Below are 21,412 nucleotides of genomic sequence, written 5' to 3' on the forward strand. Positions count from 1 at the left end.
AAAAAAACCGGTCAACCGACCGGTGATTGAAGCGATGCCTTTCCGGCGCGAGACGCGCGGGACTGGCTGGCGAAGGGAGGATCACCGTGAAGACAATGCCTTGCGCAAGGGTTTTCGCAACCTGCGCGGTGTGCGTCGTATGATGCAGACGGTTTCTCCGTCGGCTCCGGACGTGCGCGCCGAACTGGGCGCGCTGCTGGAGATTCGGAACGCGCAGATCATATATGACAACGCCGTGGAGGCCGTGCGGGACGTGTCGCTTTCGGTGCCGGAGGGCGCCGTGGTGGCGCTGCTGGGGTCGAACGGAGCGGGCAAGTCCACCTTGCTGAAGGCGGTCACCGGGACGCTGCACCTGGAAGAAGGCGAACTGACCAAAGGCTCGATCCGCTATGCCGAAGAGGACATCGGCCATGCGCGGACCGAGCGGATCGTCAGTCAGGGGCTGATTCTGGTTCCCGAGGGGCGCAGGCTGTTCGCCAATCTGACGGTGGAAGAGAATCTGACGATGGGGGCCTACCGCAAGACGGCGGCCGAGATGCGGCGCCTGAAGTCCATGGTCTTCGATCTGTTTCCGCGACTGCATGAGCGGCGCGCGCAGATCTCGGGGTATCTGTCGGGCGGCGAGCAGCAGATGGTTGCGGTCGGTCGCGCGCTGATGGCCGAGCCGCGCCTTCTGGCGCTGGACGAACCCTCGCTGGGTCTGGCGCCGCTGATCATCGACTCGATCTATCAGACGATCGACAGGATGCGGCACGAGCTGAAGATGACGATCTTTCTGGTCGAGCAGAATGCCAGTCAGGCGATGGAGATCGCCGACTATGTTTACATCATGGAAAACGGCCGTGTCGTTCTGGACGGGCCGGCCGAGAAGATGCGCAGCAATCTGGATGTGCAGGAGTATTATCTCGGCTTTTCCGCCGGCGGCGGCGAGCGCAAGAGCTTTCGCGACATCAAGCATTACAAGCGGCGCAAGCGGTGGCTGTCATGACCGACCATCTTTTGCAGCTGCGGCAGGTGACCAAGGGGTTTGGTGGCATCAAGGCCGTCAACGGGGTGTCGCTGCATGTCGACAAGGGTGAGATCGTCTCGATCATCGGTCCGAACGGCGCCGGCAAGACGACGCTGTTCAACCTGATCTCGGGCGTGTTGCCGGTGACATCGGGGACCATCGAGATCGAGGGGCAGGATCTGGCCCGGGTGCCGGGGCATCGCTATGTGCAGCTGGGTATCGGACGGACGTTCCAGAACCTTGCGCTGTTCAAGCACGGCACGGTGGTGGACAATATCCTGGTTGGCCGGCACTGGCGGATGAAGACTTCGGTTGTCGAGGCGGCGTTGCATTTCGGCCGGTCCCGCCGCGAGGAGGTGCAGCACCGCCGGCGCGTCGAGGAAATCATCGACTTTCTGGAAATCGAGCATATCCGCGACAAGGTGGTTGGAACGCTGTCGTACGGCCAGCAGAAGCGGGTCGAGCTGGGCCGCGCGCTGGCGACCGATCCGAAGGTGCTGCTGCTGGACGAAATCGTTGCCGGGATGAACCAGGAAGAGACCGAGGATATCGCCCGGTTCATCCTCGATATCCGCGACGATCTGGGCATAGCCATCCTGCTGATCGAACATGACATGCATCTGGTGATGGACATTTCGGACCGGGTCCATGTGCTGAATTTCGGCGAAACGATCACAGAAGGCCGCCCGGCAGAGGTTCAGACCCATCCCGGCGTGATCGAGGCCTATCTGGGCCACGGCAAGTCGGGTGCGGGCACGGCGAAAACCGTAACGGCAGGTGCGGCATGAACGATCAGACCTTCATGACGGCGCCCGATGCGGGGCAGCTTCTCGATGCGGCGCGCCGGCGGCTGCCTGCGGGATTCAACCCCTTTGATCCGGAAAACCTGAAGGGCGGCACGGGCACCCTGCCCCGGCTTCTGCGCGAACATGCGCGCCGGCATGGTGGCGAACTGGCGCTGCGTGAGAAGGTTCTGGGCGTCTGGGAGCGGAATGACTGGGCGCATTATTATGGCCAGGCGCGGCGGTTCGCCTTTGCGCTGCTGTCGCTGGGCCTGAAGCGCGGCGACCGGATCGTCATCGCTTCGGAGAATTCGCCGCAGTGGTATTATGCCGACCTCGGGGCCGAAATGATCGGCGTGGTGCCAGTCGGGATCTATCCGACAAATCCCTGGCCGGAACTGCAGTATATCGTGCGCCATTGCGGCGCGCGGCTGGCGGTCTGCGGCGATCAGGAACAGACGGACAAGGTGCTGGACGCGCAGGCGCAGGACGGCGGCCTGCCCGATCTGGAGCATGTGGTCTGCGTCGACATGAAGGGGATGCGCGATTACGCGCAGCCGGGGCTGATGTCGTTCGACGCACTGCTTGAGCTGGGCGATGCCTATGTGGCGCGCACTGCCCAGGCCGAGGCCGAGCTGGATGCGATGATCGAGGACACCTCGCCCGACGACGTGGCGCTGATGGTCTATACCTCGGGCACCACCGGTCCGCCGAAGGGCGGGATGCTGACGCATCGCAACATCATCTATTCGACCTACAACTATGCCCGCGCGGTGGGGGCCGATGTCCGGCGGATCGACGCGGTGGGCTATCTGCCGCTGTGTCACGCGGCCGAGCGCTGCTATTCCATGGCCATGCTTCTCTGCGTCGGGGGCACCGTGAGCTTTGCCGAGAGCATCGACACGGTGAACGAGAACGTCCGCGAGATTGCCCCGACCTTCATGGTCGGCGTGCCGCGGATCTGGGAGAAGATGAAGGAAGGATTCGAGTTCCGCCTGCGGGAAAGCGGGGCGGTGCAGAAAGCTCTTGCGGGCTGGCTATTCCGGCAGGGCCGGCGGCTGGATGACATCCGCCAGCGCAACGATGGCGCCTTGAGTCCCGGGCAGAGGGTTCAGGCCTGGCTGCTGCACTGGGCCCTGTTTCGCAACGTCCAGCGGCACATGGGGCTGGATCGGACCTATCACCGGCTGTGCGCCGGGGCGGCGGTGTCGCCGGAAACGATCCGCTTTTTCTCGATCATCGGTCTGCCGCTGAGTCAGGGCTATGGGATGACCGAAGTTGCGGGTTGCGTGTTCATTCAGCGGCCGGGCGCCTTCCGGCTGGGCGGCTGTGGTCTGCCGCTGGAAGGGACCCAGTATGACATCGCGGAAGACGGAGAGATCCGGCTTGGCGGGCCTGCGGTCTTCAAGGGCTATTTCCGCGACGCGGCGGCGACCGACAACACGATGGAAGACGGAATGCTGCTGTCGGGCGATATCGTGTCGGTGCTGGACAATGGCGAAATCTCGGTCGTCGACCGGAAGAAGGCGATCATCATCACCTCGGGCGGCAAGAACATCGCTCCGTCCGAGATAGAGAACGCGCTGAAGGACAGCCCTTATATCAAGGAAGTGATCGTCACCGGAGACGGCCGCAAGTTTCTTGGGGCACTGATCCAGATCGACTTTGACAACGTCGGTTTGTGGGCGGGCGACAGGAACCTGTCGTACACGACCTACAGGTCTCTGGCGCTGCTGCCCGAGGTGCGCACGCTGGTGCAGGGCATCGTCGACGAGGTCAACGGACGGTTCGCGCGGGTCGAGAACATTCGCCGTTTCGTGATCCTGGAAAAAGAGCTCGACCACGACGATGGCGAGCTGACGGCGACCCAGAAGGTGCGCCGGTCGATCATCGATACGAAGTTCGAGAAGGAACTGGAGCAGATCTACGGGAAGGTTCCGGCATGAGCTATTTCGCCGAACTGATGGCCTCGGGCCTGGCGGTCGGAGCGGTCTATGGGCTGATCGCGATGAGCTTTGCCATCATCTACAAGTCGACCGGTCTGCTGAACTTTGCGCAGGGCGAGATGGGGATGATCATCGCCTATGTCGCCTGGTCGATCTCGACCTCCGTCGACGGCAATCCGGTCATCGTGGCGGTGGGGTCCATCGGGTTTGCGGTCCTCTTTGCCCTCGCGGTAGAGCGGATCGTGATTCGGCCGATGATGAGCGAGCCGATCCTGGCGCAGATCATGGTGACGATCGGGCTGTCGGTGATCTTCCGTTCGGCCATCGTACTGATCTGGGACGGCCTTCCGCACAACATGGATGTCGCGTCGGGGAACAATCTGATCGACCTGGGCGGCGTGCGGGTGCGCGAGGCGCAGATTGCCGTCCTGCTGGCGCTGGTGCTGGCCATCGTCGGCATGTGGGCCTTCTTCCGGTATTCGCGCTTTGGCGTCGCCATGCGGGCAGTGGCCTCGGACGAGGCGACGGCGCAGCTGATGGGCGTGAACAGCGGCAAGGTGCAGATGGCGGCCTGGGCAGCGGCGGCGGTGATGTCCGGTATCGCGGGCGTTCTGTTCGCGATTGCCTACGAGCTGTCGCCGAGCCTTTACGCGCTGGGTCTCAAGGCCTTTCCAGCCACCATCCTCGGTGGCCTCGATGCGGTGATCGGGTCGGCCGTGGGCGGGATCATCATCGGCGTGACCGAGAACCTTGTGGGCGGTTACCTGAGCTCGGGCCTCAAGGAAGTTGCCGGCTTTGTCATCATCATCCTGATCCTGATGATCCGTCCCTATGGATTGTTCGGCGAAAAACGAATTGAGAGGCTCTGATGCGCAGCGGCTATTACAAGGAAACCATCGTCGAGCACATCAACCTGACGGATTCGACCCTGCAAAGGGTCTGGATCGCGATCGGGCTGATCGTGGTCGTCGCGGCGCCCTTCTATTTCGACTTCTACGGTCTGTCGCTTTTGACCCTGATGATGATCACCGCAATCGGGGCCATGGGGCTGAACGTGCTGACTGGTTGGACCGGGCTGATCTCGCTGGGACAAACTGCCTTCATGGTCTTGGGCGCCTATGCCTATGCCATCACGACCGAAAGCTGGGGCTGGCCGCCGCTTGCCGGGTTCCTGCTGGCGGGGATCGTTCCGGCTCTGGCCAGTGTGCTGGTGGGGGTGCCTTCGCTGCGGCTGACGGGACTTTACCTTGCCATCACCACGCTCGCCTCGGCCTTCATCGTGAACCATCTGGTGCTGGAATTCGACGGGCTGACCAATGGCTCGTCCGGCATTTTCGTGAACCGGCCGACGGTTCTGGGGTTTGCCTTCGACAGCGACGCGCGGTTCTACTACCTGACCGCGGGCGCCGGACTTCTGACGATCCTCGCCTGTCTGAACCTGCGGCGGTCGCGCGTGGGCCGGGCCCTGATCGCCATCCGGGACAATGACAATGCGGCGCGGGTCATGGGGATCGACCTGCGGACCTACAAGCTTTACGCCTTCATGGCGAGTTCCTTCATCGTGGGCATTGCCGGGGCGCTGTACGGGATTTTCCTGAGCTTCGTGACGGTGGACGGCTTCCCCTTCCTGCTGGCCATCGAGGCGCTGGCGATCCTGATCGTTGGCGGGATGGGCAGCATTGCCGGCGCGATCCTGGGCACGATCTTCATGGTCGGTCTGCCGGAGGTCACCTCTTTCGTCTTCTCGCTGCTGGGCGATGGCGCGCGTGACGTGTTGTCCACCAGTGCGCATGAGATCAAGGGGCTGCTTTATGGCCTGGTCATCATTCTTTTCCTGAAACTGCAACCGCACGGGCTGATGGGTCTCTGGCAGGACGCCAAGAGGGTCTGGACGCTCTGGCCGTTGAAATACTGAACTTCTTTGTGGGAGGACCAAGATGAAGAGACTGACACGACTGGCCGCGGCGGCGCTGTTTGCCCTGCCCGCGGGACTGGCGACGGCCGATCAGGGCGTCACCGATACCGAAATCCTGCTGGGAGAGGTCGAGCCGCTGACCGGTCCTCCGGGGCTGCTGGGTGTGGCGCATAACCTCGGCGTGAAGCTGGCTCTGGCCGAAGTCAACGCGGCCGGTGGCATCGGTGGGCGGCAGCTGAAGCTGATCGCCGAAGACGATGGCTATGTGACCTCGCGGACGATCCAGTCGCTGCGCAAGCTGATCGGCGTCGACAAGGTGTTTGCGCTGACCTCGCTGTCGGGGTCGGGTCAGGCGCTGGCGGCGCTGCCGATCATCAAGCAGGCGGGCATCCCGGCGATGGTGCCGATCGGACCGCTGCCGCCGCTGTATGAGCAGCCGAACGACAATATCTTCGTTGTCGGGCAGTCCTATACCGAGGGGATGCACCAGCTGGCTCTGTATCTTGCCAAGGAATTCCCCGGCAAGAAGTGGGGCGTGATCCTGCAGGATGACGATTACGGCAAGGCGCTGGCCGAAGGCATCGAACAGGCCAAGGCCGAGGCCGAGATCAACGTCGTTTTCGAGACCAAGTATGCGCGCGGGCAGAAGGACTTTGCCTCGGAGATGCTGCGGGTCAAGGACGCGGGTGTCGAGGTGCTGATCGCCGGTGGCATCATTTCGGAAAACATCGCGATGGTGAAAGAGGCCGAGAAGCTGGGCATCTCGCCGGCCATCGCGACCTTCTGGCCGGGACGCGTGCCCGAGGTGCTCAAGGCCATCGGTCCGGCGAGCGATGGGCTGTATGGTGTCGATTATGTCGCGCCGATCCAGTCCGACGCGGGCAAGGCCTTTGTCGAACTCGCCAAGAAATATCTGAGCGAGGAAGAGGTTGCCCGGGTGAACCGCTATACCATGACCGGCTACGCGTCGACGAAGACGCTGATCGAAGCCATGAAGGGCTGCGCGGACGACCTGACCTGGAAGTGCACCATCGAGAAGTTGCAGACCAATCCGCCGGTCGAGACGGGCGTCATGGCGCCCATCGGGTTCGGTGCGGACAACCGGTTCTCGAACTCGCCGGTGACCATCATGCGGGCGCATTACGATACGCTGAGCTATACGCCCGTCGAGTGATCGCACTTGAGACCGGCGCCCCTTTGGGTGCCGGTCTCATTCATTCTGCCCCTATCGGAGAGCCCCCATGGCCGAGGCCTATATCGTCGACCACTGCCGCACACCCCGCGGAATTGGCAAGATGGGAAAGGGGGCGCTGACCGAATTGCATCCCCAGCAGCTGGGGGCGACGGTGCTGGCGGCGCTGCGCGACCGCAACGCCCTTGATACCTCGAAGGTCGACGACATCATCTGGGGCTGTTCGAACCAGCAGAACAAGCAGGGGTCGGACCTCGGGCGCATGTCCGCGCTGGCCGCCGGATATGACGTGCGCGCCTCGGGCGTGACGCTCGACCGATTCTGCGGGTCGGGCATCACGACCGTCAGTTTCGGCGCCGCGACGATCATGGCCGGGATGGAGGACATCGTTATCTCGGGTGGATGCGAAATGATGTCGTTCAACTACGGCGATCCGAAGGCGCGCCGGACGCAGCTGATGGATGCCGACAACCTGGCCCTGCGGGCATTGCATCCGCAGGTCGGACAGGGGATTTGCGCGGATGCCATCGCGACGATGGAGGGCATTCCGCGTCGGGCGTTGGAGGAGCTGGCGGTAGAAAGCCAGCGCCGGGCCGATGTGGCGATCCGCAACGGCTATTTCGAGAAATCGCTGGTTCCGGTGCGCCGCGAGGACGGGACTATCGCGCTGGATCACGAGGAATATCCCCGCCCGCAGACAACGCTGGAAGGGCTGGCCGGGCTGAAACCCTCGTTTGAGGCGCTGGCCCAATCGGCCGTGGATTCCGAGGGCACGACACAGCTCGACCTGATCCGGCGGGTGATGCCGGGGCTCGAAATCGAGTTCGTGCATCATGCCGGGACTTCGTCCGGGGTGGTCGATGGCGCCGGCGCGGTGCTGCTGGCCTCGGCCGAGGCGACCAGAGCGAATGGATGGAAGCCGCGGGCGCGCGTCGTCGCGATGGCGAACGTCGGTGACAGCCCCGAGCTGATGCTGAACGCCCCGGTCCCGGCGGCCCGGAAGGTGCTGGAGAAAGCCGGGCTGACGCTGGACGATATCGACCTGTTCGAGGTCAACGAGGCTTTTGCTGTGGTGCCGGAGAAGTTCATCCGGGATCTCGGGATCGACCGTGAGAAGATCAACGTCAACGGTGGCGCCATCGCGCTTGGCCATCCCATCGGGGCCACGGGGGCTATGCTCATAGGCACGCTTCTGGACGAGCTGGAACGCCGCGATCTGCGGCGCGGTCTTGTGACAATGTGTGCGGCCGGCGGGATGGCCCCGGCAATGATCATCGAGCGGATGTGACCCGCTGCGCTGGCTGTCCCCGGTGTCGGGGACAGGGGGGGCAGCATACCGGGGCAAGATGTCCGCACCCGTGGTGCAGCAGGGCCGACACGGACCTGTGTGCTCCGCCCGGCGGGCAGGGAGCCGAGCAAGTTGGAAACGAACGTTCAATCCTCATTCAAGACAGCTGTCGAAGCGCTTGCCGCCGGGCGCTGCGTGTTCATTCATGGGGAAAGCGGCGCTCGGCGCGCGGCCGTCATGGTCGTTGCCGCCACGCACTGCGATGCACCCGGCGTCAACCTTCTTGCGAAACACGCGCGGGGCCTTGTCTGCCTTGCCATGACCGGCGAACAGGCCGCCCGGTTGGAACTGCGGATGCAACCTAGGCGCAACATGGCATCCGGGCAGACAGGATTCACGGTGTCCATCGAGGCGGCGCGGGGGGTGAGCACCGGCATTTCCGCAGAGGACCGAGCGCGCACCATTGCGGCGGCGATCGACCCTGCGAGCGGTCCGCGTGCGCTGCACACCCCGGGTCACGTCTTTCCCTACGTGGTGGCGGATGGCGGGACGCTATTGAAGCCGATGTTGCCCGAGGCCGCGCTGGACCTTGCGCGGCTGTCCGGGTGCGGGCCCTTTGCGGTGTTCTCCGACGTGCTGGATGACGAGGGTGAGCTGGCCGACATCGGCCATTTTCAGGCTTTGGCCGAGTCCCTGGACTGCGCCGTTCTGGACATCAAGGATCTGATCCTGGCCCGGCGCCGCACCGAGAAGATGGTGGAGCGCACCCATGCCACCTCGGCCGATACGGAGGAAGGCGGCATTTTCGCGGTCCAGCTTTATCGCAACCGGTTGTCGGGGGCGGAGCATATTGCGCTGATCAAGGGGAATTTGTCCGCTGCAACGGGTGCCGTGCCGGTGCGGGTGCATTCGCTGAACATCACCGACGATATCCTGCGCTGGCGCAACTTCGGCCCTTCCGATCATGTCGGGCGTTACCTGCGGGCGGTCGATGCGCTGGGGTGCGGGGTGATCATCCTGATCCGGGAATCCTATGACACGACGCTCACCGAGCGGTTCGTCGCGCGTGAGCGGCAGGCCTCGACCGGCTATGGCTTTACCGAGTTGACCGACTTCGGCATTCCGGCGCAGATCCTTGCCGATCTTGGCGTGCGGCAGATCGAGCTTCTGTCGGAGAGCGAAGGGCAATATGGCAATCTGGCCGGATTCGGCATTTCCTGTGTCGGGACAAGACCGGTGTCCGATGCGGGATGAGTCCGGCACATGCGCTCGGTTGCCCGTCTGGCGCACCGATGGGCTGGCGGACAGGCTGGCGGCGTATCTGACGGATCAGATGCGCGAACCTGTCACCGTATCGGCGTTGAAGCGCTTCACGGCGGGCCTGTCCTGGGTGACGGTGCTTTTCGTGATGCAGCCCGCCTCGGGCGCGGCGCGCGAAGCGATCCTGCGCATCGGAGATCCAAACGGATTGCTGGCCCCCTACTCGACTTTGCCCGAGTATCTGACCTTCACGACGTTGAATGCGGAAACCGTTGTCCCGGTGCCGCGGGTCCTATGGCACAGCGATGACCCGGCGACCTTTGGTGCGCCGTTCCTGATTGTCACGCGCCTGCGCGGCGAGACCCTGCTGCCGCGATGGCCGGGGGCGGAAAACGAGGTGCCCTATCCGTATGCCAAACAGGTGACCGAGGATTTTGCCACGCATCTCGCCGCGATTCACGGGTGTGCCTGGCGCGGAACGCCGATCGAGGCGCTGACCCCCGGGGCGACGGTCGAGACCTGCACGCATATGGAAATCGACCGCTGGAGCACGCATGCGGCGGGCCCGTCCGGTGGTCTGGAAGACAATGCCATGCGATATGCCGCCGGATGGCTGCATGCCCATGCGCCGACGTCCGACGAGGTTGTACTGCTGCATGGCGACTATCGCGTGGGCAACTTCCTGGTAGATGACGGCCGGATTTCGGGCCTGTTGGACTGGGAGCTGACGCATCTTGGCGATCCGCACGAGGATCTCGCCTGGGCCGCGATGCGCACCTTCGGCGGCACCCGGACGACCCTGTCCGGGTTGCTGGACCTTCAGGCATTCCAGGAGCGATACGCGGCCGCGTCGGGCCGGCAGGTGGATCAGCACCGGGTGAGGTATTTCCAGGTTCTGGGACAGTTCAAGATGGCGTCGATGCTGGTGGGTACCGAGCAGCGGCTGCGCAATGGTGATCTGCACGACATCCGCCTTGCGGTGATGGCGCTGCAGAAGGCGACCACACTGATGGGCATGCTGAAGATGATCGAGATTGCGGCATGACCCTGGCGCTGACCCTTTATTTCGACGCGATCCGCAGCTCGCTGAAGGCCGAGGTGCTACCGCATGTTCAGCATGAACACGCGCGCAGCCAGCTTCTTGGGGCGCTCGACGTTCTCGACAAGCTGTCCGCGCTGGCCGACTGGTCGCCCGCGCTGCAGGCCGAACAGAACGCGGCGTTGTCGCAGGGGTTGAGCGAGCTGGGAAAGACGCCCGAGACCGGCGACGGCGATCCGGCAGAGGCGCTTGCAGGAAATGAGGCCGCCTTTGCGCGGGTGATCGCAGCGGTCTTTGCGTCCGGCGGAGACGTGGCTCTTCCGGCGGAAACCGAAGCGATCATTCAAAAGAGCTTGCGGGCCTATCTCGCGGCGGAGCGGTCGCGCATCGCCGCCGCCAATTATTCCGCCATGACCTGACCGGACAGAAGGACTTATCATGCTTTCACCGCAAGACGACAATATCGGGCATCAGCTGCCGACCACCTTCAACCATGTCGTGTCGAGCGATGATCGCTGGACCGAACGGTACTGGTATTCGGGTGCTCCGATCGACACTGGCGACGTGCTGCTGGACCTCGGGCTTGGCTGGTATCCGAACAAGAACATCATGGACATGTTCGCGGGCATCACGGTGGACAATGTCCAGCACAGCTATCGCGTCTCGCGGCAGCTGGGCTCGGCGCCGCTGGAAACCGCGGCGGGGGCGCTGCGGTTCGAGATCGTGGAAGGGCTGAAGCATCACAGGCTGACCCTGGCCGAGAACGATCTGGGTCTGAGTTTCGAGATCGACTGGCGGGCGAGCTTCAAGGGGCTGGAAGAACACCAGAGTTTTCGCCGCAAGCGGAACCGGGTGGAAGAGGACCTGATCCGGATGACGCAATTCGGCCGCATGGAGGGCTGGATCGAACTGAACGGCCGCCGGATCGAGGTCAGCCCGGACACCTGGTATGCGCAGCGCGATCATTCCTGGGGAATCCGCTCGGTCATGCAGACCGACATGATCACGAACGGCACGCTGCCGACCTACAAGGACTTCTTCTGGTTCTGGTTGACCTACCAGTTTGAAGACTTCGCAATCTCGCTGTTCCTGAAAGAGCGAAAGCCCGGCAAGCCGTTCTTTCTTTCGGGCCTGGAGATCGGCAGCGATGGTGAGGAGCGTGAGATCATCGCCGTCGATCACGAGATCGAATGGGCGGATGATCCGCTGGGCCAGACCTGGTCGGGCGGTACTCTGGTGTTGCATTACGAGGACGGCGGGACGCGCGAACTGACTTTGGTGCCGCAGCGGGGCCGGTTCTTCCTGAAGGGTGGCGGTTACGGCGGTCACCAGGGATGGGACCACGGCGACAACCGGGGAAAGCTGCACAGCGACCATTACGTCTGGGATCTGTCCGACCCCGAAACCCGGCGTCAGGCGCGCCAGCTGGGCGACCACTTCACCCGCGTCGAATGTGGCGGGCAGACCGGATATGGCATGAGCGAATACGGGGTCGCCAAGGGCTATCCGAAATACCAGATCGCCCAACGGCACGAACCGTTGTGATGTAACGGGGCCGAAACCCGGAGGGGAACATGCGTCTAACTTCCAGTCTGACACGGGCGGTCCAGACCCGCGGGCGGTATCCGGCAACGATCTTTGCCGGCCGGACAAGAACCTGGTCGGAGGTGGGAGAGCGGGTCCGGTGCCTGGCCGGGGCGCTGGACGAGCTGGGCGTCGCGCCGACAGATCATGTGGCGATCCTGGCATTGAACAGCGACCGCTATGTGGAAGCCTTCTATGCCACCGCCTGGGCCGGTGGCGTGTCCGTCCCGCTGAACACGCGATGGTCGCTGACGGAAATCGCCTATGCACTGACGGATTCCGGGGCGCGGGTACTGCTAGTCGATGCCGCGTTCCGCGGGTTCCTTCCGGAGATACTTGCGGCAACGCAGGTACGGTCGGTCGTCTACATGGACGATGACACGCCGCCCGAGGGGGCATTGTCGTACGAGGGGCTGGTCGCGGGGGCGCAGCCGATGGACGAGCGGTCGGGCGTGGGCGACGATCTTTGCAGTATATGCTATACCGGGGGCACCACGGGGAAATCCAAGGGTGTGATGCTGTCGCACACCAATCTGGTCGTGGCGTCGATCAACTGGATTGCCTCGCTGCACTTCAGCGACGAAACCGTGTTCATGCATTCTGCCGGCTTTTTCCATCTGGCCGGATCCATTCCCATGTTTGCGCTGACGCTGGCCGGTGGGACGCATGTCTGCCTGCCCAAGTTCGATGCCGAGCTGGGCATGGAGATCATCCAGACGCATCGGGTGAACTACTGCCTGTTCGTGCCGACGATGATCAACATGATCCTCAACCATCCGCGCGAGGCGGAGTTCGATCTGTCGAGCCTGCGTTATATCGAATATGGCGCATCGCCGATGTCGGAAAGCGTTCTGGCCAGGGCGCTGGAGCGACTGCCCGACTGCACGTTCATACAGGGATACGGGATGACCGAATGCGCCGCGCTGGCGCTGTCGTTGCCGTGGCGCTACCACTTCGACGGGCCCGACTGGACCGCGAGACGGCTTGCCACCGGGCGCGCGGCCTATGGGTTGGACGTGAAGATCACCGCGCCGGGCGGCGGCCCGGAATTGCCGCGCGGCGAACACGGCGAGATTGCATTGCGTGGGCCGCAGGTGATGCTGGGCTACTGGAAGCAGCCCGAACTGACCGAGGCGGCCTTTCATGACGGTTGGCTGTGCAGCGGCGACGGCGGTTACATGGACGACGATGGCTTCATCTATCTGACTGACCGGGTGAAGGACATGATCGTCAGCGGCGGCGAGAACGTCTATTCGAAGGAGGTCGAGAACGCGATCTTCAAGCATCCGGCGGTGAAGGACTGCGCGGTGATCGCCATTCCCTCGGCCGAGTGGGGAGAGGCGGTTCACGCGGTGGTCGTCTGCAAGGCCGGACAGAGTGTCACGCTGACCGATCTCAGGACACATTGCGCCTCGTTGCTGGCCAACTACAAGTGTCCGCGCAGTATGGAGGTGATGGATGCGCTGCCGATTTCGGGGGCTGGCAAGACGCTGAAGGCAGAGCTGCGGGCGCCTCACTGGAAGAATGCGCCGCGTCCCGTCGGCTGACGGCGGCCCTGTTTCGAGAAAGACTACGGGAGATCTCGATGACTTTACCGACCTCGGTCGAACGTGAGGAAAGCCACCTGCGGACCTACCGGTTTCAGGCCTATCGCCGCAAGGACGGGCTGTGGGATATCGATGCGACGGTTCAGGACAGCAAGCCCTATGTCTATTTCGACCACACAAGGGGTGCGATGGAGCCCGGCGCGTTCATCCACAACATCTCGGTTAGAGTCACGTTCGACGGGGATTTCGTGGTGCGCGACATCGTCTGCGCGCTGGACGACACGCCCTATCTGTTCTGTCAGGGCGGCGGAGACAACCTGCCGCATCTGGTAGGGGCGAACCTGATGAAGGGCTGGCGGCAGCGCGTGGGCGAGGTGCTGGGTGCGACAAGCGGCTGCACGCATCTGCGGGAAATGCTGCTGAGCGTACGGACCGTGGCGTTTCAGACGCTGTCGTCGGAGTGGGAGAACCGGACCGAGCCCGACAGCCTGCACACCGAGACGCTGACCACGCGGCCGGCGTATCTGGGCGGGTGTCATGGGATGGCGCTGGACGGTCCGGTGGTCGCCACGCATTTTCCCCAGTTCAGCATTCGTCGCGAGGAGTGACGGCGGTCAGCCCGACTTTTTCAGGAAGGCGTCCCGTGCCGCCCGATGTTCGGCGGACTGCAGCAGAGTGAGGTAAGACGCCATCTCCCGCGAGAGAACGGCGTCGAGCGAGCCGGCGTTCTCGGTCAGCATCGCCTTGACATGGCCCTTCGCCTCTTGCGTGAAGGCGGCCAGTTCGCGCGCCCGAGTGATGGCGGTCTCGATCAGCTGACCCTCGGCGCTGATCTCGTCGGCAAGTCCGATGCGCACCGCTTCCTCTGCGCCCGTGATGCTGCCCGACAGCAACATCCGCCGCGCGCGGCCCTCACCGACGCGACGCGGCAGGGTGAAGCCAAGCGCGAGGTCGGGCGGCAGGCCGACACGCCCGAAAGAGGCAGAGAAACGCGCGCTCGGGTCGACAATGACCTGATCGCAGCAGAGCGCCAGCGACATGCCCGCGCCATAGGCGGGGCCGGCCACGGCGGCAACGACGGGCCGGGTGCCGGCGAGAAGCATCCGGACGACATCGTGCAGGATCGTCATGCGCGCCCGCGCCACCTCGCGGTCCGATGTCATGGCCGAGATGTCACCGCCCGAGCAGAAGCTGCCCCCTGCCCCGGACAGGACAATCGCGCGGACAGAGGGATCTGTCTGCGCCGCAACGATTGCCTCGCGCAGTTCGCGCCGCAGGATGTCGGTCAGCGCGTTTTTCTTGCCGGGCACATTGAGCTCCAGGTGGAGGAGACTGTCGTGCGCCGTGGCGGTCAGCTGTTCCATCGAGATGCGTCCTTTGTCGTCAGCTTGGCCCGGCCAGGCTATGCTGATTTGCTGCACTGGGCGTCGATGCTGGCTTGCAAATACCGGCCGTCCGGTTTTATTTAAAGGAAATTGTGGGAGGCTTCCAGTGCTGAAAGACAAGGTGATCATCGTAACGGGTGCCGGGGGCGGCATCGGTCGGGCGCTGGCATTGGAATGCGCGCGCGCCGGCGCGGCGGTTGTCGTCAACGATATCGGCGTGTCGCTAAGCGGCGAGGCGGATGACCTTGGCGCTGCTGAGAAGGTTGTGCAGCAAATCAAATCCGCCGGTGGAGAGGCGGTTGCCGCGACGCAAAGCGTATCGGACCCCGGCGAGGCGCAAGCCATCGTGCGCACGGCGATCGACCATTTCGGTCGTATCGACGGGGTGATCAACAACGCGGGCATCCTGCGCGACGGCTTCTTTCACAAGATGAGCCACGAGAATTTCGACTCGGTGGTCAAGGTTCATCTGTACGGAAGTTTCAACATCAGCCGCGCGGCTGCGATGCATTTCAAGGATCAGGGCTCGGGCGCCTTTGTCCACATGACATCGACCTCGGCGCTGATCGGGAATTTTGGCCAGGCCAACTACATGGCCGCCAAGATGGGGATCGTGGCGCTGTCCAAGTCCATCGCGCTGGACATGGAGCGCTTTGGCGTGAAATCGAACTGTATCGCCCCCTTCGCCTGGAGCCGGATGACCAGTTCCCTGCCCACCGATACGCCGGAACAGATCGCGCGAGTGGAGAAGTTCAAGCAGATGGTGCCCGAGAAAATCGCGCCGCTGGCGATCTCGCTGTTGTCGGGCGACGAGCGGGCGCCATCGGGGCAAATCTTCTGCGTGCGCAACAACGAAATCATGCTGATGAGCCAGCCGCGTCCGCTGCGGTCGGTTCAGCGTGGCGAGGGTTGGACGCCCGAGACGGTGCTGGATCATGCGCTGCCGTCGATGGCCGCTCAATTCTACCCGCTGGAACGCTCGGAGCATGTGTTCACCTGGGATCCCGTCTGATTTGGTTCACCTTTAGATCGAGGAATGATCATGCGATTGAAGACGCGGATAACCGAGCTGTTGGGTATCGAACATCCTGTCGTCATGGGCGGTCTGACGTTCTATGGCCGGGCGGAACTGGCCTCGGCCGTGTCCAATGCCGGAGCCCTTGGGATGCTGACTGCTCTCACAGCGGGGTCTCCCGAGGGCCTGTCCCGTGAAATCGCGCGATGCCGCGACATGACTGACAAGCCGTTCGGGGTGAATCTGACGCTGCTGCCGACGATCAATCCAATTCCCTATGACGAATACCGGGATGCGATCATCGAGGGCGGCGTGGTGGCAGTCGAGACGGCCGGGCGCGCACCGACCGACCATTTGCCGCAACTGAAGGGCGCCGGGATCAAGGTGATTCACAAGTGCGCCTCGGTTCGGCATGCCGTTTCGGCCGAGAAGATGGGGGTCGACGTGATCTCGATCGACGGTTTCGAATGCGCCGGACATCCGGGAGAGGATGATGTGGGCGGGCTGGTCCTGATCCCCGCGACGGCGGACCGTATCCGCATCCCGATGATCGCCTCGGGTGGCTTCGGGGACGGGCGCGGCCTTGCCGCCGCCTTGATGCTGGGGGCCGAGGGGATCAACATGGGGACGCGGTTCTGCGCCACGCAGGAGGCGCCGGCCCATCCGGATATCAAGCGGCTGTACGTCGACAAGGACGAGCGGGACACCAATCTTATCTTCCGCCGATTGCGCAACACGGCGCGGGTGATGAAAACCTCGGTTTCCGATGAGGTCGTCGAGCGATTGGCGCATCCGGACGCCACCTTTGCGGATGTTGCGGAGCTGGTGGCCGGCACCCGGGGCAGGCAGGCGCTGGTTGACGGGAACGCCGATGGCGGGATCATCTGGGCCGGACAGGTGATGGGGCTGATCCATGATCTTCCGAAATGTGACGCGCTGGTCGGGCGGATCGTGCGCGATGCCTGCGATCTGATGCGCCGCTGCCCTGTGGTGGAGTGAGCGTGCACGGGTCGCGCATTTCCTTTGCTCGGTTGCGGGGAATATGTTCTGCTGATAGACGAAACCCGAATTTCATAATCCGAACGTTCGACGTATAGATGGCCAGAACTCAAAGCAAAGATTACCCTGAAATCCGCCAGAATATCCTGCGGTCCGCAGCAAAGCTGTTCGCGGAGAAGGGTTTTTCTTCCACGACCATCGTGGACCTCGCGCAGGCGTGCCAGTCGTCGCGCGGGGCGTTGTATCATTACTTCACCTCCAAGGAAGAGATCCTGACCCGGATCATCACCGAGCATGTGGAGGCCATGCTGGTGTCCTTGCACGACATCGGCGAAGAGCGGCTGGAGCCGGAAGCGCATCTGCGTGCCATCGCGCGCAAGATCATGGAGATGAACGCCTTCAACAATGCCGAGCAGATCGTTCTTCTGAACGACTGGAACCAGTTGGACGACGGGACGCGCGCGTCGGTCGGTGCGGCGCAGCGCAAGATCATCTCGATCGTGCGCGATGCGATGACGCGGGTGGATTCGGCGCATCGGATGACGCCGAAATATGCGACCACCTATGCCATGTCGCTGCTTGGGTCGCTGAACTACACCTATGCTTGGTATGATCCCAACGGACCGGTGACCCCGCAGGACTATGCGGATCGGGTCATCGATGTATTCATGTCAGGCTTCCCCGCGAAAGCCTGAGCACGCCCTTCTCCGGAGTTTCTGGATATGACCGACGCCCCGATCGATCTCGTTCGTGCGCGAATCGCCGCGATATTCGGTCAGTGGGGCCGCGGCACCACGCTTGACGAGATGCGCGCCGGGTTTGCCGAGCTTGTCTCTCACGGGCGGCGCCCGGACATGCGTTCCGTCGACGCGGACGGCGTTCCGGCGGGCTGGTTCGGTACCGGTGACGGCGTGATCCTTTACTGCCACGGCGGCGGGTATCAGATGGGGTCGCTTGTCTCGCACGGTGCGCTGATGGCGGAACTTGCGGACGCCAGCGGCACGCGCGTGTTGGGCTTCGACTATCGCCTGGCACCGGAACATCGGTATCCGGCCGCTCTTGAGGATGCGGTGACGGTGTATCGCTGGTTGCTTGATCAGGGAGCGGACCCTGCCCGCCTGGCCATTGCGGGCGATTCCGCCGGGGCTGGACTGGCGCTGGCGACCCTGCTGAAGGCGCGGGAGGAGGGGTTGCCGCTGCCGGCGGCGGCGGTGTTCCTGTCGCCCTGGGTCGACATGGAACTGCGTGGCGAAAGCTACGAGACCCGTGCCGAGGTTGATCCGCTGACGCAGAAGGCCAAGGTGGCGATGATGGTGCGGGCCTATATCGGGCGGGAGGGCGATCCGAGTGATCCCTATGTCTCGCCGGTCAATGGCGATCTGGCGGGACTGCCGCCGATCCTGATCCATGTCGGCAATAACGAGACAGTTCTGGGCGATACGGAGCTTTTGCAGGCGCGCGCCGGCGCTGCCGGGACTCTGGTAGAGACAGTGATCTGGGACGAGATGATCCACCACTTCCAGGTCTTTCCGGAGTTGTCGGAAGCGCGGGAGTCGCTGGCGCAGATCGGCGCTTGGCTGCGCGACAGGATCGGCTGAACCGTCCGTTGACGGCTCAACCGGTCCTTGATGCCTTCAGATTGCGCGCTCGCGGCCTTCCCAATAGGGGGAACGCAGCTTGCGCTTGAAGATCTTGCCGCTGTCCTCGCGCGGCAGGGTGTCGTGGAACGTTACCGCTCGGGGCACCTTGTAGCCGGTCAGCCGTTGCTTGAGCCAGCTTCGGATGGACTCGGCATCTGTCTGCGCGCCGGGTTTGAGCTGCACCGCCGCCATCAGGGATTCACCCATCTCGTCATCCGGAATTCCGAATACGGCGCAGTCCTGGACGTCGGGATGGCTCAGCAGGGCCATTTCCGTCTCTGCCGGATAGATGTTGACGCCTCCGGAGATAACCATGTCTTTCTTGCGGTCGCACAGATAGAGGGCGCCATCCTCGTTCACGTAGCCCATGTCGCCGAGTGTGATCATGGTATCTATCTCGCACTCGGCGCGGGCGTCGGGACGGCCGACATAGGTGAAGTCGCCGAAGGCATCGTTGCGGGCGTAGATCTCGCCCACCTCATTGGGGCCGAGCCTTTCGCCATTTTCTCCGATGATGGCGTAACGAGTCCCTTCGAGCGGGAGTCCGACCGTGCCGGGATAGGTCAGCCAGGTCGCGGAATCGCAAGAGAATGTGATGCCCTGTTCGGTGCCGCCGTAGATTTCGTGAATCACCGGGCCAAACCAGTCGATCATCTGGCGTTTCACATCCACCGGGCAGGGCCCGCCGGTATGGGAGACCTGCCGCAGCGAGGATACGTCATAGCGGGCGCGGACCTCGGGCGGCAGTTTCAGCAGACGGACGAAGACGGTCGGCACGGTAGAGATATGGGTGATGCGGTGTTCTTCGATCAGTTTCAGCATACCTTCGGCATCGAATTTGGGCTGCAGAACGGCGATGTCTGCCTCGTTGACCGCGAAACGGCCGGCCGCATCCGGGCTGGCATGGTAAAGCGGCCCGAGCACCAGAACGCGCGCACCCGGGCCGATTCCGTAGGCGTCGAAGATGAACTTGCGGAACTTGGCCATTTGCGCTGGCGTCATTGTGGGTTTGCGCACGGCCTTGGGGTGTCCTGTGGTTCCCGACGTGTAGAGGATGGCCGCCGGAGGGACGCGGGGTTCGCCGGCATAGGGTTCAAAGCCCGAGATCCAATCTTCCCACACCTTCGAGCCGTGGAAGACCTGCAGGGCCTCGCGGGTCGCGGCACAGTTGGTGGCTGGCTGGCCGTCGACCGGGACGAGGAACACGGGGATCCCGGGCGGAATGGCGTCACGGACGCCGAGAAGGATGTCGGAGTGTCCAACCAGAGCCTTTGGCCTGGCATCCTTCATGATGTAGTCGATCTCGTCGGTCTTATTGTGCCAGTTCAGGGGAACTGCGTAACCGCCTGTCCCGCCGATACCCCTGCTGGCTTCGAAAAAGGCAATGGTATTGCGCATCAGAAGCGCGACAGGATCCTCGGGTCCTATGCCGATGGAAAGAAGGGCGCTGGTCGCCCGCAGGCCCTTTTCGAACAGGGCCTGGCGGGACATCATTTCGTCACCGATGATCACGACGTCCTTGAGCATGTCCTTCTCCTTCTCTGTGTCCGTCGCTTCAGGGCAGGCTTCCTGGCAGTCTGCATGGATTGACCCAACCGAAGATTAAGTCCCGTCCATTGGAGGGGCCGTCCCATGTGCCGGGGACATCCCGCAAGGGCCGGATTCCCCGGGGTTCGGGCGGTGACGGTGCGTGCGCTTCAGTCGAGCGAGGCCTCATAGCGCTTGCGGTAGAACCCCGGGCCGCCATAGCTTTCGTTCACGGTCATGGCGCGTTTGAAGAAATGTCCGACCATCAGTTCGCTGGTGATGCCCATGCCGCCGTGCAGTTGTACTGCCTGCTGGCTGACGAAGCGCAGCGCTTCCGCGGCCTTGACCTTCATGCCGGTGACCGCCCGTTCGAAGGCGCGGGTGTCCGTAGGGTCGGTCAGAAGGGCCATGTAAAGCAGCGAGCGGGTATCTTCGAGATAGAGAACCATATCCGCCATTCGATGTTGCAGGGCCTGAAAGGCGCTGAGCGGCTGCCCGAACTGCTGGCGCCCTGTGATATAAGCGGCAGTGGTGCGGATCAGGGTTTCCATCATGCCGACGGCTTCGGCCGTGTGCGCGATTGTCGCCATGTCGGCGGCGTGCAGGTGAAGATCGGCTCCGGCTCCAATGGCACCAAGACGGGTTTCCGCGCCGACGGCGACACCTTCGAACCGGAGTTCCGAGGCGGGCTGACCATCGATCATGGTGAAGTCGCTTCGGGTGATCGCTGTCGCATCGGCAGACAGGAGAAACAGCGAGAAGGTCTGCTGTTCGTCCTCCTGTGCCGAAACGATGAAATGGGTGGCCAGAGGTGCGCCCGCGACCATGATCTTGGTACCCGTGAGCCGTCCGTTTTCGACGCTCGTGGCAACCTTTCGGGCGCCGGACAGTTGGCCGTGTTCCGCATGGGCCAGTGCAACGATCATCTTGCCGGTGCCGACGCCTTCCAGCGCCTGCGTGGCATCGGCGGCTTGAAACAGGGTGCCTGCATAAACAGCCGTGGGAACGAAACTGTCGAGCGCCAGGTGGCGACCGAGTTCCTGCGCCACGACCATCGCGTCGATCATGCCACCCCCCATGCCCCCCAGGCTTTCGGGCACCATGACGGATAAGAGGCCAAGATCGGCGGCCATGCCCTGCCACAGGGCGCGGCGCGCGGCGATTCCTCCGATGCTCAGGCGATCCTGATCCCAGTGCTTTTCCAGATAGGCGGCGACTGAGCCCCCCAGCATCACCTGTTCCTCGGAGAGATCGAAGTTCATCCCGGTTCTGGTCCTTGTTTCA

The 21,412-nt window shown here is 63.3% G+C and carries 20 protein-coding genes; 17 read left to right on the top strand and 3 right to left on the bottom strand.

Annotation, left to right across the window (positions count from 1 at the left end; all coding sequences use genetic code 11):
* Positions 1–139 precede the first annotated feature (139 nt).
* From ACFO5X_RS19770 to ACFO5X_RS19830, 13 genes are all read left to right on the top strand, one after another.
* Positions 140–988 (top strand): ABC transporter ATP-binding protein, encoded by an 849-nt coding sequence (locus ACFO5X_RS19770; RefSeq protein ID WP_380720798.1) that lies wholly within the window; start codon positions 140–142, stop codon positions 986–988.
* A complete protein-coding gene (locus ACFO5X_RS19775; RefSeq protein WP_380720210.1) occupies positions 985–1,797 on the top strand; it encodes an ABC transporter ATP-binding protein in 813 nt (270 codons plus the stop codon). The genes ACFO5X_RS19770 and ACFO5X_RS19775 overlap by 4 nt, the downstream gene beginning before the upstream one ends.
* On the top strand, positions 1,794–3,737 hold the full coding sequence (locus ACFO5X_RS19780) for an AMP-dependent synthetase/ligase (protein WP_380720212.1): 1,944 nt from the start codon (positions 1,794–1,796) through the stop codon (positions 3,735–3,737). Before ACFO5X_RS19775 ends, ACFO5X_RS19780 begins: the two co-directional genes overlap by 4 nt.
* Positions 3,734–4,606: a branched-chain amino acid ABC transporter permease gene (locus tag ACFO5X_RS19785; RefSeq protein ID WP_380720215.1), complete on the top strand. Its 873-nt coding sequence runs from the start codon at positions 3,734–3,736 to the stop codon at positions 4,604–4,606. The genes ACFO5X_RS19780 and ACFO5X_RS19785 overlap by 4 nt, the downstream gene beginning before the upstream one ends.
* Complete coding sequence (locus ACFO5X_RS19790; RefSeq protein ID WP_380720218.1) at positions 4,606–5,652, top strand: branched-chain amino acid ABC transporter permease; 1,047 nt, start codon at positions 4,606–4,608, stop codon at positions 5,650–5,652. The genes ACFO5X_RS19785 and ACFO5X_RS19790 overlap by 1 nt, the downstream gene beginning before the upstream one ends.
* A 22-nt stretch (positions 5,653–5,674) precedes the next feature.
* The gene (locus tag ACFO5X_RS19795) at positions 5,675–6,826 is read left to right on the top strand and encodes an ABC transporter substrate-binding protein (protein ID WP_380720221.1); all 1,152 of its coding nucleotides are present in this window, start codon (positions 5,675–5,677) and stop codon (positions 6,824–6,826) included.
* A 67-nt stretch (positions 6,827–6,893) separates the two neighbouring features.
* On the top strand, positions 6,894–8,132 hold the full coding sequence (locus tag ACFO5X_RS19800; protein WP_380720224.1) for an acetyl-CoA C-acetyltransferase: 1,239 nt from the start codon (positions 6,894–6,896) through the stop codon (positions 8,130–8,132).
* A 132-nt stretch (positions 8,133–8,264) separates the two neighbouring features.
* Positions 8,265–9,386, top strand: a complete 1,122-nt coding sequence (locus ACFO5X_RS19805; protein ID WP_380720226.1) for a 3,4-dihydroxy-2-butanone-4-phosphate synthase — start codon at positions 8,265–8,267, stop codon at positions 9,384–9,386.
* On the top strand, positions 9,376–10,437 hold the full coding sequence (locus ACFO5X_RS19810; protein WP_380720228.1) for a phosphotransferase family protein: 1,062 nt from the start codon (positions 9,376–9,378) through the stop codon (positions 10,435–10,437). The genes ACFO5X_RS19805 and ACFO5X_RS19810 overlap by 11 nt, the downstream gene beginning before the upstream one ends.
* Positions 10,434–10,850 carry a hypothetical protein gene (locus tag ACFO5X_RS19815; protein ID WP_380720231.1) on the top strand — a complete coding sequence of 139 codons (417 nt, stop codon included), beginning with the start codon at positions 10,434–10,436 and terminating at the stop codon, positions 10,848–10,850. Before ACFO5X_RS19810 ends, ACFO5X_RS19815 begins: the two co-directional genes overlap by 4 nt.
* A gap of 19 nt (positions 10,851–10,869) precedes the next feature.
* Positions 10,870–11,976: an Rv3169 family protein gene (locus tag ACFO5X_RS19820; protein WP_380720234.1), complete on the top strand. Its 1,107-nt coding sequence runs from the start codon at positions 10,870–10,872 to the stop codon at positions 11,974–11,976.
* A gap of 29 nt (positions 11,977–12,005) precedes the next feature.
* Entirely contained in the window at positions 12,006–13,562 is a 1,557-nt protein-coding gene (locus ACFO5X_RS19825; protein ID WP_380720237.1) for an AMP-binding protein, read from the top strand.
* 38 nt (positions 13,563–13,600) lie between these two features.
* Positions 13,601–14,170 (top strand): DUF2889 domain-containing protein, encoded by a 570-nt coding sequence (locus ACFO5X_RS19830; protein WP_380720239.1) that lies wholly within the window; start codon positions 13,601–13,603, stop codon positions 14,168–14,170.
* 6 nt (positions 14,171–14,176) lie between these two features.
* Here the strand turns inward: ACFO5X_RS19830 and ACFO5X_RS19835 are convergent, their stop codons facing one another.
* Positions 14,177–14,926 carry an enoyl-CoA hydratase/isomerase family protein gene (locus ACFO5X_RS19835; protein ID WP_380720242.1) on the bottom strand — a complete coding sequence of 250 codons (750 nt, stop codon included), beginning with the start codon at positions 14,924–14,926 and terminating at the stop codon, positions 14,177–14,179.
* Between the two features lie 127 nt (positions 14,927–15,053).
* On the opposite strand from ACFO5X_RS19835, the gene ACFO5X_RS19840 reads away from it, so the two are divergent.
* The 4 genes from ACFO5X_RS19840 to ACFO5X_RS19855 all read left to right on the top strand — a co-directional run bounded on the left by ACFO5X_RS19840 (position 15,054) and on the right by ACFO5X_RS19855 (position 18,559).
* Positions 15,054–15,959, top strand: coding sequence for an SDR family NAD(P)-dependent oxidoreductase (locus ACFO5X_RS19840; RefSeq protein ID WP_380720244.1), 906 nt, complete (start codon positions 15,054–15,056; stop codon positions 15,957–15,959).
* A 30-nt stretch (positions 15,960–15,989) separates the two neighbouring features.
* Complete coding sequence (locus tag ACFO5X_RS19845; RefSeq protein WP_380720247.1) at positions 15,990–16,961, top strand: NAD(P)H-dependent flavin oxidoreductase; 972 nt, start codon at positions 15,990–15,992, stop codon at positions 16,959–16,961.
* A 98-nt stretch (positions 16,962–17,059) separates the two neighbouring features.
* The gene (locus ACFO5X_RS19850) at positions 17,060–17,656 is read left to right on the top strand and encodes a TetR/AcrR family transcriptional regulator (protein ID WP_380720249.1); all 597 of its coding nucleotides are present in this window, start codon (positions 17,060–17,062) and stop codon (positions 17,654–17,656) included.
* 27 nt (positions 17,657–17,683) lie between these two features.
* Positions 17,684–18,559 carry an alpha/beta hydrolase gene (locus ACFO5X_RS19855; protein ID WP_380720251.1) on the top strand — a complete coding sequence of 292 codons (876 nt, stop codon included), beginning with the start codon at positions 17,684–17,686 and terminating at the stop codon, positions 18,557–18,559.
* A 36-nt stretch (positions 18,560–18,595) separates the two neighbouring features.
* Here ACFO5X_RS19855 and ACFO5X_RS19860 read toward each other — a convergent pair whose 3' ends face one another.
* Positions 18,596–20,128, bottom strand: a complete 1,533-nt coding sequence (locus ACFO5X_RS19860) for an AMP-binding protein (RefSeq protein ID WP_380720253.1) — start codon at positions 20,126–20,128, stop codon at positions 18,596–18,598.
* A 170-nt stretch (positions 20,129–20,298) separates the two neighbouring features.
* Complete coding sequence (locus tag ACFO5X_RS19865; RefSeq protein WP_380720256.1) at positions 20,299–21,390, bottom strand: acyl-CoA dehydrogenase family protein; 1,092 nt, start codon at positions 21,388–21,390, stop codon at positions 20,299–20,301.
* Positions 21,391–21,412 lie beyond the last annotated feature (22 nt).

It is taken from the genome of Seohaeicola nanhaiensis (genome assembly GCF_042654245.1).
Lineage (GTDB): Bacteria > Pseudomonadota > Alphaproteobacteria > Rhodobacterales > Rhodobacteraceae > Seohaeicola_A > Seohaeicola_A nanhaiensis.